Below are 16,469 nucleotides of genomic sequence, written 5' to 3'. Positions count from 1 at the left end.
CGATAGGGTCAATGCCCCCAGACACCCCGTCAGGGCATCCCAGGGAAGAACGAACCATGACAAAAAAGGCGGTTATCGTTTTTAGTGGCGGGCAAGACTCAACGACCTGCTTAATCCATGCGTTACCGAAGTACGACGAAATTCACTGCATTACGTTTGACTATGGCCAGCGCCATCGAGCGGAAATTGAAGTGGCGCAGCAGCTTGCAAATCGACTTGGCGTGACCGCTCATAAAGTATTGGACGTGTCAGTGCTCAATGAGCTGGCTATCAGCAGCCTGACACGCGACAACATCCCAGTGCCTAGCGCAAACAGCGCCGACGGCGGTGTACCAAACACCTTCGTACCAGGCAGGAATATTCTGTTTTTAACCTTGGCATGTATCTATGCCTATCAAGTACGTGCTGAAACGGTAATAACTGGTGTTTCTGAAACAGAATGCTCCGGCTACCCTGACTGTCGCAATGATTTTGTTAAGGCCTTAAACAACGCCACTGACTTGGGAATGGATTACAGCGTTCGCATCGAAGCTCCTCTTATGCGGCTAAATAAGGCAGAAACTTGGGCTTTGGCTGACCATCACGAACAACTTGGTTTGATCCGCGACCACACATTGACTTGCTATAACGGGTTAAAGGGAAGTGGTTGTGAAAACTGTGATGCTTGTAACCTTCGGGCAAATGGACTTAGTGAGTTCCTAATAAATCAAAGCGAAATCATAAAAAGCCTAAAGGCAAAAATAGACCTATAAGTACAACCTAACGCAAGGGTCGTGAGCAATCAACATCTAACGGCCCTTACGCTATTTATCCTACCCACTAGTCACATACCTTTTAAACAATGACCTTGCTCCGTAGGCCGGAAAAACATTAAATACAGCAAAGCACATCTTTACAGCTATCTGAGCAAACACAACATTGAGAATGTCGTTGCTTTGCATAACGCCATAAAACGCAATATAACAAAAAAGAAAGCTATCTATTATCACCGCAAAAAAAGTACTGAAAAAAACTCGCAGAAATAGAAACCTGGAGTTCGTCAGCTCTTTTATCTTACACAACAAGTAAGTATTTATGTATTCAGAAAAAAGAAACGATACTGAAGACGCTACTAAAACAGATGACACCTGAGCAACAATTTCAGAATATGACGCATTAAGCTTCCAATCAGGCAACTCCGGTAGATACATGACGGCATTTAGCAATAGCACAATGAAAGCGTTGCTAACAAAAGCAAATATCAACGCTCTTCTTGCCAATTTAAGCCCATATGCTTCATTCAACAAATCAACTATTAAAAACGTCAATGGATAAAGAAATACAGCAGGAGGAAGGACCAGATCAAACATCTGAAAATAAACAAGCTTCGTCGCCGCAATATTTGTAAAAACGTAAAGCGCAAGCAGGAAAACGTTGAGCGCAACATAAATCATCCATGATCGCTCATGACGATCTTGCATTTCATAGGTGGTCAATGCTGCTCCAGCCGAGTAATATTTTTTGTACAAGTCTTTAACTTCAGACTTATTCAAATTATCTATAATTTCGCTCTTCAGCACTTCACCCAGCTTAACCTTAATGACTTTTCCAGTAGAGATAACCATAATTACAGCTAGACCTTTATTACTCTCAAAACCTAACAACTTATACTTGCTGTTCTCACAATCACTACCCATTAAATCTTTCCTCTATGATTTCACCTACAACACGAACAACATCTGACTCAACACAACATTCAGTTGTTATACGCAGTCTCTTCATCTCGGTGTCGTACACCAACTGATCTTTACCGCAAATCGACAGGCCTTTCTTTACGATCAACAAATCTCCCGAGTCATTTACACCGGCAATTTCATTTTCCAAAAGAACACCTATTAAATTGCAAGCCGCTCCAAAGTAGTATGTCAACGGGTAAATCGTGCAGAGCTCGCCAATTCTTTTATCCAAACTCCGAATCAAATCACTTTCCTTGATCACAGGAACAGCGGCCGGGTTCATATTCCCTTCCGGAGAAACATCACTTTCAATTATTTCTCTCTCTTCAAAATCAACAGTTTCTATCTCTTTATATGACACACCAAAAAAATCAGAAATTTTGCGAATCGTCGACTGCTGAACGTTTACAACCCGCCCTTCGAGAATGTTGTATATCGTAGTTCTGGTCAAACCACTGGAATTACACAGCGACAGCTGCGTCTCCCCACGGCTTTTTATCAAGTATTTGATATTATTTTTCAGATTTTCCGTCTTTTCTTTTTTGTACATCAACCTTACCACTCACATTTCCGATTACATCAGGTAGCCGCTACGGTTTGACCGCTACCGAGGCTTTTTGTGAGAGCAGCATCCTACATAGCGAAGCACGGTACAAAAGCAAATATAAAAATACGCATGACAACCGTTAAATAATATTTCCACCGGGATATTTCCGACATCCTAATCGGAAAATACCCACAACAATCTCTTATGGACTTAACCTACAGAAAAAACCTACACAGACAGGAAAAATCACAACACTTAAAAGCAATGCCAGACAATTCCCACACACTGTAAATTACGAATCATTTAATTGCACAAGTGTTCATTTTTCTGATTAATAAATCCTGATTTTCTGGTAATACTTCCACCTGCATACCACCCGAGTCCAACTATTAAAAACTGCTGCTGAGCAGCATTGGTTTGATATTTTCTTAAACTCTGCAGGAAGTTCCATGATGAAAAAAACCACCCCCAGTCCGTCGCAATCCCCAGACCTTCCACCCGCTGACTTCGTCGAACTGTCCAAACTCTCCGAGATCACCGAACGTCTCGTCAGTGCTCGACTGCGCAACCCGGACCGCCCCGATCCCATCAGCCACGTGTTCACCATCGTCCCGAACATCGACACGGAGTCCCTGCTCTGCCATGCCTGCGAAACCCTCGCCTCGCTGAATGTCATGACCACCGATCTTGCCGGCGAACTGGAAGGCTCCCGCCGCAATGTGGCGCTGGCCATTCAGCAACTCGCGGTGCTGGGCGAGTTGCTGGTAAACCGGGCGTTAGACAACCTGGACCCGCCTTAGGGATCGCCTGAAGTTCGCCAAACCGCGAGCACCCTGTGTTCGCGTACTTACCACTGGAGGTTTTTTGTCATGGATCGATATATGCCTATCACCGGCATCGACTGCAAAATTGCATCGTTGGTGATCGACACCCAAGCACCGCTGGACGTCTTGCACGAAACAGCGGCCTACCGCATTCGCACCGCGACTCAACTGCTGGAAAGCCTTGCGTTTGACGAAGGCATTTACAGCGAACTGGCGCGGGTGCTGGTCACTTCATTGCGTGATGGCTGCGATTTGATGGATGTCATCGGGCGACGATTGCAGAAGCAAATTTCGGCGTAACTCGTACAACAAGCACGACAATGGGCGCCTTGCGGCGCCCCTCACAAACAGGTCGGTTTTGTATCTGCGAGGCGACTTACTCAGACCTGCATCGTTTTGCACAGCTACTCACGTGCTAGCGTGTAGCTTCAAACCTAGAGCCTTGATGACTTTAAGAATGGTGCCGAACTCCGGATTCCCATCACCCGACAATGCACGGTAAAGGTTTTCTCGAGAAAGCCCCGCATCGCGGGCGACCTGAGTCATGCCGCGGGCACGTGCAATGGTCCCGAGAGCTTTGGCGATGAATGCTGGATCATCCCCCGCCTCTTCCATGCAAGCGTCCAGATAATTTGCCATGTCCTCTTCGGTCTTGAGGTACTCAGCAGAGTCCCAGCGAGTGAATTGTTCGGTCATGGGTTTTGCTCCTGCCAGAATTTCGCAATAAGCCTGGCTTGTTTGATATCACGAGGTTGGCTGCTTTTGTCTCCACCACACAGGAGAATGATCAACTGACGGCCTTGTTGCATGAAGTAGATCCGATACCCAGGACCATAGTCGATTCGTGCTTCACTCAATCCTTCTCCGATGGCTTTGACATCTCCAAAATGCCCGTCAGCCATGCGGTCAATCCGCACCTGAATACGCATCCTGGCGCGGCTATCGGCCAGCTTTGTTAGCCAGCCAGAGAATGTAGAACTTCGAAGGATCTCCGTCATGCGTGAAGTGTAGCGCTTGAGCTACACCCGCTCAATCCGGATTTCTGATCATTCGATGTTCGGTAATCAGAGCCAACCATTGAAAATAGTCACGCCTGCAACGGCTCAACCTTCCTCGTCAGCAGTTCAACAAATGCCCGCGCCATCGCCGACTTCTGGTCCTTACGCTGCACCAACCACACCGCCGACACCGCCGCCGGATCGAGCAGCGGGCGGTAGACCACACCGTCAATACGCATCCGCTGATAAGACGCCGGCAGCACCGACACACCGAGCCCCGCCGCCACCAGCCCTATGATGGTCATCGCCTCTCCGGCCTCCTGGGCGAAGTGTGGGCTGAAACCGGCATCCCGCGCCAGGCTGAGCAACTGCGCATACAGGCCGCTGCCATAGCTACGCGGAAAAAACACAAAGGGCTCAAGCGCCAGGGCTGACAGGAACAAGCCCTCCTCGCTGCCCTCTACCAACGGATGCTTGGAGCTGAGTACCGCGACCAGCGGCTCGCGCATCAACTCGACCACGCTGAGGCAGTCCGGCAGCCCGAGCGGGCGCATGATGCCGACTTCAATCGACTCGTCTACCAGTGCATCGGCCACCTGGGTGCTGCTCATTTCCCGCAGGTTCAGGTGCACCGCCGGGAAGCGCTGGCGGAAAGAGAAAATCGCCTGGGGAATCGTCGAGTTGAAGGGGGCCGACGAGGTGAAGCCGATTTTCAGTTCACCCAACTCGCCCAGTTGCGCCCGTCGCGCGACATCTGCCGCTTTGTCGACCTGCGCCAGCACCAGTCGTGCCTCTTGCAGAAACAGCCGACCGGCCTCGCTCAGCTCGACCCGACGATTGGTACGTTCGAACAACCGCGCGCCGACCTCTTGTTCCAGCGCCTGAATTTGCTGGCTCAGCGGTGGTTGGGAGATGCCCAGCACCTGTGCGGCGCGGCCGAAGTGCAGTTCTTCGGCGACGGCGATGAAGTAGCGCAGATGACGCAATTCCATGGAAACCCCATTAGGTCGTTAAAGCTATCAAACAGGTCGAACAATATATTGGATTGAATCATTAGCCAGCTATATGCTTTTTTCATTGCCTGACCGGCTGCGCCCTCCGAGGTCCAACGTGAAAACTGCTGTCGCCCCACTCGCCCATGAAGTTCCTCCCGCAGCACCGGACGCTATCACCGTTGAGCTGGCGGAGATCTACATCGAAAAAGGCACCCCGGCGTTCATGCGCACGGTACTGGCGTTATTCTGCGGCGGCTTCGCGACATTCGCCCTGCTCTACTGCGTGCAGCCGATGATGCCGCTGCTGTCCCACGAGTATTCCATCAACGCGGCGCAAAGCAGCCTGATCCTGTCTATCGCCACCGGCATGCTAGCCATCGGCCTGCTGATCACCGGCCCGATTTCCGACCGTATCGGGCGTAAACCGGTGATGGTGGCCGCACTGTTCGCCGCTGCGCTGTGCACCATGGCCAGTGCGATGATGCCAAGCTGGCACGGTGTGCTGCTGATGCGTGCGCTGATTGGATTGTCGTTGAGCGGTCTGGCGGCGGTTGCGATGACTTACTTGAGCGAAGAGATCCACCCACAGCACATCGGCCTCGCCATGGGTTTGTACATCGGTGGCAACGCGATTGGCGGGATGAGCGGGCGCTTGATCACCGGGGTATTGATCGACTTCGTCAGCTGGCACACGGCGATGCTGGTGATCGGTGGCCTGGCGCTGATTGCCGCGGCGGTGTTCTGGAAAATCCTCCCGGAATCGCGCAACTTCCGCCCCCGCTCGCTGCACCCGCGCAGCCTGCTCGACGGTTTCACCATGCACTTTCGCGACGCCGGCCTGCCGCTGCTGTTTCTTGAAGCCTTTGTGCTGATGGGCGCGTTCGTCACGCTGTTCAATTACATCGGCTATCGCCTGCTGGCCGCGCCTTACCACATGGAACAGGCCTTCGTCGGGTTGCTGTCGGTGGTGTACCTGTCGGGCATCTACAGCTCAGCGAAAATCGGTTCGCTGGCCGACAGACTCGGCCGCCGCAAAGTGCTCTGGAGCACCATCGCTCTGATGATCGGCGGCCTGGCCCTGACGATGTTTACACCCTTGCCGCTGGTGATCATCGGCATGCTGATCTTTACCTTCGGCTTCTTTGGCGCCCACTCGGTGGCCAGCAGCTGGATCGGTCGCCGCGCCACCAAGGCCAAGGGGCAAGCATCGTCCTTGTACCTGTTCAGCTACTACGCCGGGGGGAGCATCGCCGGTACGGCGGGTGGCGTGTTCTGGCACCTGGGCGGCTGGAACGGCATCGGGTTGTTCATCGGCACGCTGCTGGTGATTGCGCTGCTGGTCGCGTTGAAGCTGGCGAAGTTGCCGTTGTTGCCGCAGAACACCTCGGCTACTTGAGCACCACCCGCGCCTCCAGGGCATCGTCACGCTTCTCCAGCGTCAGGGTTTGCAGCGCGACTCCATCGCGCTCGATCCCATCGAGCCATTGCATCAAGGGCTGCGCATTGCCATTGAGGGTCACGCGCAGCAGATCACTGTCGCTCTCCATCTGACGGATTTCCAGCCCCGCTGCCGTGGCGCTTTCGCTGATTCGCAGCGATAGCGGTTGATCGGTGTCGACGGGGACATGGCTGCGCGGTAACGCCCGCTGCAGTTGCGCGGCCAGCCCCGCCTGCTGTTGGTATTGTCGCTCGACCGTTTCCAGCCGCTGCCGGGTCGGTTGCCAGATCAGGCTGAATGCCACGACCGCCAACAAAAAAGCCCCTAACACCTGCAACAACCGTTGTTCGCGCACGGAAATGCGTCGCCATGCCTGCTTCATGCCTCGTCCTCCACGGTGAGGGTGGCGTGCACCCGGCCGGCGGCTTTGTTCGCGCTGTCGAGCCGCACGGGCATGCCCTGTTGTCGCCCGCGTTCACGCAACTGTTCCAGCTCGGTAAAGCCGCTGGCGGTCAGCTGGATTTTCCAGCCTTCGCCTGCTCGAAACTCGATGCGCTGGACCTCGACCGGGCTGGCGCCAATCACCTGCTCAATCAACCGGACCAGCCCGGCAATGCGGGTGTTTTGCGAGTCAACAGGCTGGCTTTGCAGGGCCTTGAGTTGCGCTGCCATATCAACGATGCGGCTTTGCTCCGGGTAAAGCGCCTTGAATCGCTGTTCATTCTGGGTGGCGAGGCGGCGGGCTTCGCTGTCGAGGAAGCGGATCCGCGTTTCGCTGGCTCCCCAAGTCAACAACGCCAACATCAACAGCGCCCACCCGCCGGCACGCCAGGGCAGACGCTTGCCCCGTGGGGCGAATGCGCCTTGCAGCAGGTTGATGGCCCGTGTCGGGCGCTGGACCAGGCATTGGTCGATGACAGCGGGGGCCTCACGCTCATCCAGCCATTGCATGTCCTTGGGCAATAACGGAGTGAGCAGCGCCAGGTCTTCTTGGGACAACGCCAGGCGCGCCGACAGACCTGCACCCAACAACCAGCGACCGAACCACCATGCGCCGCACGGCTGATCACCGGACAACAGATCGGCATCGACGAACACCCCGCGCACCTCAATACCCGCCTCGTGCAGCAAGTCGAGCACGGCGGCCAACCGTTCGCGGCCAATGACCATGACCGGATAGCAGCCGTCACGATCACGAGTGCCAATGCTCAGATGCACCACCTCCAGCGCTTCACTCAATTGATCTTCCACGGCGTAGGCCATGGCCTGGGCTTCGGGCCTGCGTCGCGACGGCCATGGCTCGCTGCGAACCCAACTGCACATTTCCATGGGCAGCAGCACATCGACCGCCTGCCCCTGCAATGCCGAGGCCGCCTGAGTCAGCGGCATCGGCTGGCGTTCATGGGTTGGCGACCACAGGACGCAGGGCCAGAGGCCCGATGGCGCGTCCTGCCCCTCGGCGGTCAGGTAAAGCCAAGTGTTCATCGCGGTCTCTCGTGGCTACTCATGGGAAGAAAACGTCGTTGCAGCACCGTCAGCTGTCGAGTCTTGGGGTCGTGCCCAACATCCGTGGCCAGGTGCAGTGCGCGCCCGTCCCGGATCACCTGCACCCTTATCCGATACCAGCGGCTTTGAGTGCCAAGCCCGTGACTGCTCAGGCCCTGCCCGGAGAGCAACGGGTCCTGGGTAAACGCCTGGACGCTCGCCCAGGGCGTTGTTGCTGCCTGACGCGCCAGCGCATCGGCGGTCGCGGCATCCACCTCGCCGAGCGTTCTCAACAGCAGTGCCGGCGCGGTGTTGATGTTCAAGGCGGTGTCGGTGGGCAGCAGCGCCACCCAGGGCTCCAGCCGCTGCAGCAGGCGAGCGTCAATGCCAGGCAGCAAGCGCAGCTGGCTCAGTTCCCCCAGCGGCCCGACCTGGCTCAGTTGCACAGGAGGCAGTTCGAGCAGCTCAAGCAGGCGCGCCCAACGGTTGAGGGTGACCCGATCCACCTGCCCCTGGCGTAACAACCCATTGAGATTGAAGCGCCCGGCGAGGTCGTCGATATCGATTCGGATCTGCGCATCGTCAACCTCGAAACCCGGCGTCATGGCCGTCCAGCCTTGAACCCGCTCGACGGGTTTTTCCCCGTCCTGCAACGCGTCGCGCAACAGCAACAATGCCCAGGTTTCCCCGCCCGATGCGAGTTGCCGCAGCTGTATCTGCTGCAATTGTTGCCCACTGCTTTGCAGCGCAAGGTGATGGCTGCGCAACACGCCACTAATGATCAGCAGCGCCAGGCTCATGACCAGCAATACACTGATCAACGCAATGCCGCGTTGGCGCCCGTTCACGGCAATGCACCCGGCATCGGCAACACCCGCCGAATCGATTCGAAGCGCCCGACAGCGACTTGCACCTCCAGCGCCATGGGCGCCTTCGCGTCCTGCCCGGCCGACCAATGAGCGACCCAGCCGGACTGGCTGTCGAACAGACGCCAGCGCAACTCACGAACGCCTTCAAGCAGTTTTTGCCGTTGCACGAACTCTGTACCTTCGCCCTGGCTTTCGCGCCACAGCACACCGCCGTCGAGTCGATAGGTCAGCATCTGGCGCTCACTGCGCGGTTGGTCCAGAGGATTGCGCCAGTGACTGCGCTGGAACTGCAAAAGCGGCGCTGCGAGCACCACCGGCTGTTCGGTGACGTGCAGCAGATCCCGTTCGATCACCGCCATCGCTCGTTGCAGGCTCCTCAGCTCTCGCTCGTGGGCCGCGGTGCCCTGTTGCACTCGCAGCACGCTATCGAACAAGCCCCAACTGGCCAACCCCAGCACGGCGAAGATGGCCATGGCGATGACCAGTTCCAGCAAAGTGAAGCCGCGCTGCCTACTCATGAGCCGCGAGCATCCAGCCGCTGGCACGATGCAAGGCGTGCGCACTGTTCGCCGGGCTGACCTGAATGTCGACCTGGAGCAAACGTGGATCGCTGGTGGCGCTGATGTGCTGTTGCAGCACCCAGTCGCGCTGATCCATGGACACGATCTGTTGTTGCTGGCCGACCGCCAAGCCGGGTTGCAGGCGTAACTCGTTCAAGCGGTTGTCCGCCAGCCACGCTGCGAACAGCCGAGTCTCGACCGCGCCGCGTTGCGTCACCGCGTATTGACTGGCCGACAGCACGGCGGCCGCCAGTGTCGCGAAGACCGCCAAGGCCACCATGACCTCCAGCAGCGTGAAGCCGTCCATGGACGACAGGGATGGCCGCCTAGTCATCGATCGCCACCTCGCCGATGCCATCGCCGGACAGACTCAGCCAGGCCCTGTTGCCGGACTCGAACGTCAGCGTGAAGGCGCTGGTTTCATCGTTGCTGAGCAACAGCAACTGCGGCGGTCCTTCGTCAGCGTCCAGCCCTGCCCCATAGCCGTCCTGCTGCAAACGTACTCGCACGTTCAGGGGCCAGTCCGTCAGCGCCTTCACCGGCTCCCACCCACGAACACCCAGGTGCATCACCCGGTAGCCATCGACACTCAGCCGCAGGCCATACTCCTGGCCTTCGAACACCGCACGCTCACGCAGCTGATGAATCACCTGCACCATCGCCTCGGCGTCCTGCTTGACCTGACGCGCGAGACTACCCCCACCGGCAAGGCTCACCATGCCCAGCAAAACGCCGATCACGACAATCACGATCATCATTTCCAGCAAGGTAAACCCCCGGCAGCGGTAGCCCATGGATCAATGGCCCCAATTGCCGATTTCGGCTGCAAACCCTTCGCCGCCCGCTGCGCCATCGGCGCCCAGGGAATACAGGTCGTAAGTGCCGTCTACCGATCGCACACTCGGATTGATGTATTGATAAGGCGTTTTCCACGGGTCGACCGGCATGCTCTTGAGATAGCCCTGAGGGTTCCAACCCCGGGCCACGGGCAGCCCGGAGGGACGCTTGACCAACGCTTCCAGGCCTTGCTGGGTCGAGGGGTAATGGGCGTTGTCGAGGCGATACATTTCCAGGGCGGTGGCGATGGCCTGGATATCGATTCTAGCGGCAGTGACCTTGGCTTGATCGGGGCGACTCATGAACTGTGGCACCACGATTGCCCCCAGCACACCGATGATGACCACCACCACCATGATTTCGATCAGGGTAAAACCGCGTTGCGCGCGGGAAAGGTTTTTGCGGACAGGTTGCATGGATCAATTCACCAATTGGTTGAGGCTGAGAATCGGGAGCAGGATGGCCATGACGATCAGCAGCACGACGCCGCCCATCAGCACCAGCATGGCCGGCTCGAAGAGGCTCACCACCAGCGCAATGCGCGCGGCGAGGCTGTTTTCCTGTTGTTCGGCGGCCCGGGCCAGCATGCAGTCGAGTTCGCCGGCACGTTCGCCGCTGGCGATCATGTGCAGCATCATCGGCGGGATGTCGCCGCTCAGTTCCAGGCCGCGGGTCAGCGTTCCGCCTTCGCGGACCGAGCGGGCGACATCGACCATCCGCGCGCGAATGGTCAGGTTGCCGATAACCGCGGCAGCAATTTCCAGGGCGTCCACCAAGGGCACGGCACTTTTGCCGAGGATTGCCAGGGTGCTGGCAAACCGCGCAGCTTCCATGGCACGCAGCACTTCACCGATGACTGGCGCATTGAGCACCCAACGATGCCAGCGCAGGCGCCACCACGGCCGCTGCCAGCTCCAGCGCCACAGGCCGAACAACGTCGCCAGCACGCTCATCAACAACAGGAAATGGTTGCGCAGGCCGCCACTCACGCCGATCAGCGCCCGGGTCAGCCAGGGTAACGGCTGGCCGCTGTCGACGAAGATCTTCACCACATCCGGCACCACATAACCGAGCAGAAAACCGACGATCGCCACACTGGCCAACATCAGGATCAACGGGTACACCAGAGCCATCTGGATCTTTTGCCGCGAGGCCTGGCGGGCCTGGGTGTAGGCCGCCAGTTGCTCCAGCACTTGGCCCAGATGCCCCGAGCGTTCTCCAGCGGCCACGGTGGCACGGAACAATTCGGGGAAGGCCCTGGGAAACTGCCCCAGCGCCGAGGCCAGGGCGTGACCTTCCATCACCCGGCTCCTGACCGCCGAGAGCAAGCCCGCAACCTTGCGCTTTGAGCTCTGCTTCGCCACCGCATCGAGCGCTTCCTCCAGGGGCAGTCCGGCCTGAACCAGCGTTGACAGTTGCAACGTCAACAGCGCCAGATCCGCAGCACTCAGGCGTCCACCCCGCGACTGCTGGCCCGTACCGCCGCCGACCCTGACCTCAATCAAGACACGCGGCCACAAACCACGCTCGCGCAACAACTGTCGCCCATGGCGGGGCCCATCGGCCTCCAGCCGTCCCTTGCAGGATCGTCCCTGGGCGTCGTGGGCGCGGTAGTCGAAAGTCGGCACCGATCAGTTCTCCTGGGTCACGCGCAACAACTCATCGAGGCTGGTCAATCCTTCCAGCACCCGCTGGCGCCCGTCCTGGAACAGGCTGCGCGATACCTTGCGCGTTTCGTCGACGAGGATTTGCTCACTGGCTCCCCGATGGATCAGCGCCGAGACGGCGGGCGTCACGCTGATCAGTTCGTAAATGCCGATGCGCCCGCGATAGCCGTGCTGGCACTGTTCGCAGCCCGAGGCCTTGAACAGGGTGTGCGGCGTGCTCGTGTCGAGCCCCAGGCGCTGGCAGGCCACCGCGTCGGCGAGGTACGAAACCTTGCAATGGGGGCACAAGGTGCGCAGCAGGCGTTGGGCCAGAATGCCCACCAGCGAGGACGCCAGCAGATAGGCATCGACGCCCATGTCCACCAGCCGCGTGACCGCGCCGGCCGCGCTGTTGGTGTGCAGGGTCGAGAGCACCAGATGCCCGGTCAAGGACGCCTGGACAGCGATCTCGGCGGTTTCGCGGTCACGGATTTCGCCAACCATCACCACGTCCGGATCCTGGCGCAAAATCGCCCGCAGGCCCCGGGCGAAGGTCATGTCGACCTTCGGATTGACCGGCATCTGGCCGACACCCGGCAGGTGATATTCGATCGGGTCTTCGACCGTGAGAATGTTGCGGGTCTGGTCATTCAGGCTGCTCAGCGCGGCGTACAGGCTGGTGGTCTTGCCGGAACCGGTCGGCCCGGTCACCAGCAGAATGCCGTGGGGCTTGCCCAACAACTGGCGCAGGGCCGCGAGGGTATCGTCCGGCATGCCCAGCCGATGCATATCCAGGCGCCCGGCCTGCTTGTCGAGCAGGCGCAGCACCACCCTTTCGCCATGGGCCGAAGGCAGCGTCGAAACCCGCACGTCGACTTCATGCCCGGCCAGGCGCAAGGCCATTCGCCCATCCTGGGGTACGCGTTTTTCCGCGATGTCCAGGCGCGCCATGACCTTGATCCGCGACACCAGCAGGGTCGCCAGTTCGCGCTTGGGCCTGAGCATTTCACGCAGTTGGCCATCCACCCGCATGCGCACCGACAGGTACTGCTCGAAGGTTTCCAGGTGCACATCCGAGGCATGCTCGCGCACCGCTTCACCGAGCAGCGCGTTGATCAGGCGAATGATCGGTGCGTCGCCCTGTTGCTCCAGCAGGTCGGCGGTCTGCGGGACCTGGTCGACCAGGCTGAGCAAGTCCAGTTCTTCGTCCAGCCCCTGGGCAACTTGCTCCATCGCACTGTGCCCCTCGCGATAAGCCGCGGCCAGGCGCGAGGCGTACTCATCGGCCCCGACGACTTGAAACGGCAATGCCCGCCCGCACACCCGGCGCGCTTCCGCCAATGCGGTGAGCGGCGCATCGCTGCGCAGGGCAAGGCGCAGGTCGTCGCCGTCATGCTCCAGCAACACACCAAAACGCCGGGCGAAGCCGAAGGGCAATTGCTCGCAGAGTTCGTTCATGGGTTCACTGCGCCTTGCCGCGCAAATCGAACACTGGCGCGTCGCTGGCCGGTTCGAACAACCCGCGCGCCTCGGATGGCAGCAACAGCGAGTTGTTTTCCCCCGCCCCCGATTTACTCAAGTCACGCAGCGCGTTGTAACGCTGCTGGCTGACCTGGGACAGGTCTTCCTTGCTGCGCACGATGGTCGGGCGCAAGAACACCATCAGGTTGCTTTTGGTCTGAGTGTCGCGATTCCAGCGGAACAACGCGCCGAGGTAGGGAATGTCACGCAGCAGCGGCACGCCGCTTTTCTGGGTGCGCACGCTGTCCCGGATCAGGCCGCCGATCACGATTATTTCGCCATCGTCAGCGAGGATGGTGCTCTTGAGCGCTCGCTTGTTGGTGATCAGGTCCGAGGAATCAATGCCCGACACCGACGGCGCGATGTCCGACACTTCCTGCTCGACCTCCAGGCGCAACGTCGAGCCTTCGTTGATGTAAGGCTTGATCTTCAGGCTGATGCCGACGTCCTTGCGCTCGACGGTGGTGAACGGATTTTCCCCGCCGTTGCTGTTGGTGGCATAGGAGCCGGTCTTGAACGGCACGTTCTGGCCGACGATGATCTCGGCTTCCTGATTGTCCAGGGTCAACAGGCTCGGCGTGGACAGCAGGTTGCTGTGGGTGTTGCTGGCCAGGGCCGAAACCAGCGCACCGAAGCGGTCGCCACCCAGTTGCAGGATCGCCCCTTCCGGCGCCGATCTTTTCTCGTCGAACTTCAGCCCGCCGACGATCGGAATGTCGGTGCCGGGAAAGTTGATGAAGCCCTTGGCGTCGCCCGTGTTGAGGTTCCACTGCACACCCACAGCCTCGGCGATGTCGCCGGAGATTTCGACGATGGCGGCATGGATCAACACCTGGGCCCGTGGCTGATCCAGCTGACGCACGATGTTTTCGATAGTCCGTACCTGCGCGGGCTCGGCGATCAGCACCAGCGCGTTCTGGCTTTCGTCGGCCTTGATCATGAAACTTGCAGCGCCAGAAGTGTCTTTGGCGTTGCCGATGGCGGATGTCTGTTTTCTGCCCTGCCCCATCGACTCAAGAATCTCGGCCAACTGCTTGGCATCGCTGTGGCGCAGGCGAATCACCCGGGCATTGTCGAGGGTCGTGGTGGCCGGCGTATCGAGACCTCGGGCCAGCTCGATCAGGCGCTGGCGAACGACCGGTGGGCCAATGAAAATCAGGCGATTGGTCCTGGTGTCGGCCAGCACCTGTATCACTGACTCGGCATTGCGCTTGCCCATGGAGGCCTCGATCACCGGCGCGACATCGCCTGCCAGGGCATGCTTGAGCTGAACCACCGTGTGCAGGTTGTTCTGACCGGCGTCCAGTTCGCGGATCACCCGGGCGATGCGCTTCACATTGGCAGCGGTATCGGTCAACACCAACGCATTGGCCGACACCGAAGGGCCGACATAACCATTGGCAGAGACCAATGGCCGCACCAACCCGGCAATATCGGAGGCACTGCTGGTGTTCAAGCCGATGACTTCGGTCACGAACTGCGACGCCGTGGTGGTTTTTACCGTGCCCTGTCCGGCTCGGGTCTTGGCCTCGGCAACTGGAGCGATGAGAATCCGGTCGCCCTCATCGATCACCGTGAAGTTGTGGGCGTCGAGCACCGAATAGAACAACCGGCGCACCCCTTCACGATCGAGCGCCTGTCTGGACATGACCGTGACTCGACCGGAGACTTTGGGGTCCAGTACCACGGTGGTCCCCAGAATGTTGGAGATCTCTTCGACGATGTCACGCAGCTCTGCGTTGTTCATCGCCAGCTGCCATTTTTCTTCCTCGGCCTCAAGCGCGCCGTGGGAAAGCGTTACCACCATGGCGACGAAAAAAATCACCGGTCGCAGTGCTAACGCACCGAGAAAGCTATTCATGAACTTGATCACTCTGTCGGCCCGGCAAGCGGGCTAAAAAAACGCGGAGAAACGCTGGGTACTTTTGGCTCACCGTGGGGGTCGAGCCGTTGCAGAAACCCCGTGACGGGAGGCTGGAGCGTCAACAGTTCCTCTCGGCCTTTGCTCCACAACACCGCGTGATCGGGCTCGATGCGACGCAAGACACTGCCACCGGGCAAGCGCTCGCCGACCTGGTAGATGCGCGCGCCTTGCGAGTCCGCCAGCAACACCCGGGACAAGCCGTGAGTGACGACGAAGCTTGCCTTCAAGGTCAGCGGTTCCGCGCTCGGCAGCAATTCGGCACCCGTGGTCAGACCGAGTACCGTTGCAACCGCCGTTGCGTCGAGCGCTTGACGGGGTGCGGGAGCGGTTCGCGAGGTTGCGACCGGTGCCGGCAGCACCAACTGTTCGCGATAGCGCCACTCCTGCCAGCCCAGGAACGCGCCATAGGCCAGCGGCACGACCAGCAGACTCGCCTTGCCCAGGAGCAAGGCCAGCACGGTCAAGCGTTCGCGCGAAAACATCACCATGGTCTCACTCAAGTCGCCCGGCCCCAGGCTTGCCACACAGGCGCAAAGACATCCGTCGCAGCACCCGGTGGTTGCAGGCCTCATGCACGATGACGGCGCCGATGTGGGCGGCCAGCAGCAGCGACAGCACGACACACGCCCACGTGTGAACCGTGACGAACAGGGCGATCAGGCGTGGATCGCTTAACGGCTGAGCGATCTCGACAACCCCGAATACATTGATCGGACGATCCATCATCAACACGCCGGTCACCAGAACGGCACCGACGATGAGGTAAATCGATGAGTGCACGAACAGTGCGAGCACTTCAACAAGAGACAACGACCGCATGCCCGAAAATCGGGTATGAGTGAAAAACAGAAACAGGCGCCACAGGTAAAACGGTATGAACACTGTCGTCAGCGAAACATTGAAGAACGCAACCGACTCCCTGGTGTGCGCAGACACCTCGAAACCGGCCACAAGAAAACCAGTCAGCAAGGTCCACAGGATCACCGCCGCAGACAACCAATGCAGCAGCACGCGCTGTCTGGAATAACCCGAAACCGTCATTTTCAACTCGATCAACATCAAGGGAATAAAGCTTCAGGCGATCGGCTACCGATCACCTGAAGTGCTACG

21 protein-coding genes are annotated in these 16,469 nt (G+C 58.6%); 4 read left to right on the top strand and 17 right to left on the bottom strand.

Going from position 1 to position 16,469, the window contains the following annotated elements; translation table 11 throughout:
- Positions 1-56: 56 nt before the first annotated feature.
- Complete coding sequence (gene queC / locus AABM52_RS02160; protein WP_223466290.1) at positions 57-752, top strand: 7-cyano-7-deazaguanine synthase QueC; 696 nt, start codon at positions 57-59, stop codon at positions 750-752.
- 60 nt (positions 753-812) lie between these two features.
- Here the strand turns inward: queC and AABM52_RS02155 are convergent, their stop codons facing one another.
- Together AABM52_RS02155 and AABM52_RS02150 are read right to left on the bottom strand one after the other, a co-directional pair.
- Positions 813-1,676, bottom strand: coding sequence for a queuosine precursor transporter (locus tag AABM52_RS02155; RefSeq protein WP_347910188.1), 864 nt, complete (start codon positions 1,674-1,676; stop codon positions 813-815).
- On the bottom strand, positions 1,669-2,265 hold the full coding sequence (locus tag AABM52_RS02150; protein ID WP_347910186.1) for a helix-turn-helix transcriptional regulator: 597 nt from the start codon (positions 2,263-2,265) through the stop codon (positions 1,669-1,671). The genes AABM52_RS02155 and AABM52_RS02150 overlap by 8 nt, the downstream gene beginning before the upstream one ends.
- Positions 2,266-2,714: 449 nt before the next feature.
- On the opposite strand from AABM52_RS02150, the gene AABM52_RS02145 reads away from it, so the two are divergent.
- Both AABM52_RS02145 and AABM52_RS02140 read left to right on the top strand, forming a co-directional pair.
- Positions 2,715-3,062 carry a DUF6124 family protein gene (locus AABM52_RS02145; protein ID WP_223466287.1) on the top strand — a complete coding sequence of 116 codons (348 nt, stop codon included), beginning with the start codon at positions 2,715-2,717 and terminating at the stop codon, positions 3,060-3,062.
- 69 nt (positions 3,063-3,131) lie between these two features.
- Entirely contained in the window at positions 3,132-3,386 is a 255-nt protein-coding gene (locus tag AABM52_RS02140; RefSeq protein ID WP_347910185.1) for a hypothetical protein, read from the top strand.
- Positions 3,387-3,494: 108 nt separating this feature from the next.
- Here the strand turns inward: AABM52_RS02140 and AABM52_RS02135 are convergent, their stop codons facing one another.
- The 3 genes from AABM52_RS02135 to AABM52_RS02125 form a co-directional block, all read right to left on the bottom strand.
- On the bottom strand, positions 3,495-3,782 hold the full coding sequence (locus AABM52_RS02135; RefSeq protein ID WP_007974639.1) for an addiction module antidote protein: 288 nt from the start codon (positions 3,780-3,782) through the stop codon (positions 3,495-3,497).
- Positions 3,779-4,084 carry a type II toxin-antitoxin system RelE/ParE family toxin gene (locus tag AABM52_RS02130; RefSeq protein ID WP_347910184.1) on the bottom strand — a complete coding sequence of 102 codons (306 nt, stop codon included), beginning with the start codon at positions 4,082-4,084 and terminating at the stop codon, positions 3,779-3,781. Before AABM52_RS02130 ends, AABM52_RS02135 begins: the two co-directional genes overlap by 4 nt.
- Before the next feature lie 89 nt (positions 4,085-4,173).
- Entirely contained in the window at positions 4,174-5,076 is a 903-nt protein-coding gene (locus AABM52_RS02125) for a LysR substrate-binding domain-containing protein (RefSeq protein ID WP_347910183.1), read from the bottom strand.
- 118 nt (positions 5,077-5,194) lie between these two features.
- Between AABM52_RS02125 and AABM52_RS02120 the strand changes: the two genes are divergently transcribed.
- Entirely contained in the window at positions 5,195-6,475 is a 1,281-nt protein-coding gene (locus AABM52_RS02120; protein ID WP_347910181.1) for an MFS transporter, read from the top strand.
- Here AABM52_RS02120 and gspM read toward each other — a convergent pair.
- The 12 genes from gspM to AABM52_RS02060 are packed head-to-tail and all read right to left on the bottom strand — an operon-like array spanning position 6,468 to position 16,418.
- Positions 6,468-6,899 (bottom strand): type II secretion system protein GspM, encoded by a 432-nt coding sequence (gene gspM, locus AABM52_RS02115; protein WP_347910180.1) that lies wholly within the window; start codon positions 6,897-6,899, stop codon positions 6,468-6,470. The two genes, AABM52_RS02120 and gspM, sit on opposite strands and share 8 nt — an antisense overlap.
- Entirely contained in the window at positions 6,896-8,002 is a 1,107-nt protein-coding gene (gene gspL / locus AABM52_RS02110; protein ID WP_347910179.1) for a type II secretion system protein GspL, read from the bottom strand. Before gspL ends, gspM begins: the two co-directional genes overlap by 4 nt.
- Positions 7,999-8,850, bottom strand: coding sequence for a type II secretion system protein GspK (locus tag AABM52_RS02105; RefSeq protein ID WP_347910177.1), 852 nt, complete (start codon positions 8,848-8,850; stop codon positions 7,999-8,001). The genes gspL and AABM52_RS02105 overlap by 4 nt, the downstream gene beginning before the upstream one ends.
- Positions 8,847-9,389, bottom strand: coding sequence for a type II secretion system protein GspJ (locus tag AABM52_RS02100; protein ID WP_347910176.1), 543 nt, complete (start codon positions 9,387-9,389; stop codon positions 8,847-8,849). Before AABM52_RS02100 ends, AABM52_RS02105 begins: the two co-directional genes overlap by 4 nt.
- On the bottom strand, positions 9,382-9,765 hold the full coding sequence (gene gspI / locus AABM52_RS02095; protein ID WP_347910174.1) for a type II secretion system minor pseudopilin GspI: 384 nt from the start codon (positions 9,763-9,765) through the stop codon (positions 9,382-9,384). Before gspI ends, AABM52_RS02100 begins: the two co-directional genes overlap by 8 nt.
- On the bottom strand, positions 9,758-10,225 hold the full coding sequence (gene gspH / locus AABM52_RS02090) for a type II secretion system minor pseudopilin GspH (protein ID WP_347910173.1): 468 nt from the start codon (positions 10,223-10,225) through the stop codon (positions 9,758-9,760). Before gspH ends, gspI begins: the two co-directional genes overlap by 8 nt.
- A gap of 3 nt (positions 10,226-10,228) precedes the next feature.
- Positions 10,229-10,684 (bottom strand): type II secretion system major pseudopilin GspG, encoded by a 456-nt coding sequence (gene gspG / locus AABM52_RS02085; RefSeq protein ID WP_347910172.1) that lies wholly within the window; start codon positions 10,682-10,684, stop codon positions 10,229-10,231.
- A gap of 3 nt (positions 10,685-10,687) precedes the next feature.
- Positions 10,688-11,896 carry a type II secretion system inner membrane protein GspF gene (gene gspF, locus AABM52_RS02080; protein ID WP_347910171.1) on the bottom strand — a complete coding sequence of 403 codons (1,209 nt, stop codon included), beginning with the start codon at positions 11,894-11,896 and terminating at the stop codon, positions 10,688-10,690.
- Between the two features lie 3 nt (positions 11,897-11,899).
- Positions 11,900-13,372 carry a type II secretion system ATPase GspE gene (gspE, locus tag AABM52_RS02075; RefSeq protein WP_347910170.1) on the bottom strand — a complete coding sequence of 491 codons (1,473 nt, stop codon included), beginning with the start codon at positions 13,370-13,372 and terminating at the stop codon, positions 11,900-11,902.
- 4 nt (positions 13,373-13,376) lie between these two features.
- A complete protein-coding gene (gene gspD, locus AABM52_RS02070; RefSeq protein WP_347910169.1) occupies positions 13,377-15,296 on the bottom strand; it encodes a type II secretion system secretin GspD in 1,920 nt (639 codons plus the stop codon).
- An 8-nt stretch (positions 15,297-15,304) separates the two neighbouring features.
- Complete coding sequence (locus AABM52_RS02065; protein ID WP_347910167.1) at positions 15,305-15,847, bottom strand: hypothetical protein; 543 nt, start codon at positions 15,845-15,847, stop codon at positions 15,305-15,307.
- A gap of 4 nt (positions 15,848-15,851) precedes the next feature.
- Positions 15,852-16,418, bottom strand: coding sequence for a cytochrome b/b6 domain-containing protein (locus AABM52_RS02060; protein ID WP_347910165.1), 567 nt, complete (start codon positions 16,416-16,418; stop codon positions 15,852-15,854).
- Between the last annotated feature and the right edge of the window lie 51 nt (positions 16,419-16,469).

Origin of the sequence: Pseudomonas grandcourensis (assembly GCF_039909015.1) — a bacterium.
Lineage (GTDB): Bacteria > Pseudomonadota > Gammaproteobacteria > Pseudomonadales > Pseudomonadaceae > Aquipseudomonas > Aquipseudomonas grandcourensis.
Note: the sequence above shows the minus strand (reverse complement) of the source record. Positions and strands in the feature narration are given on the sequence as shown.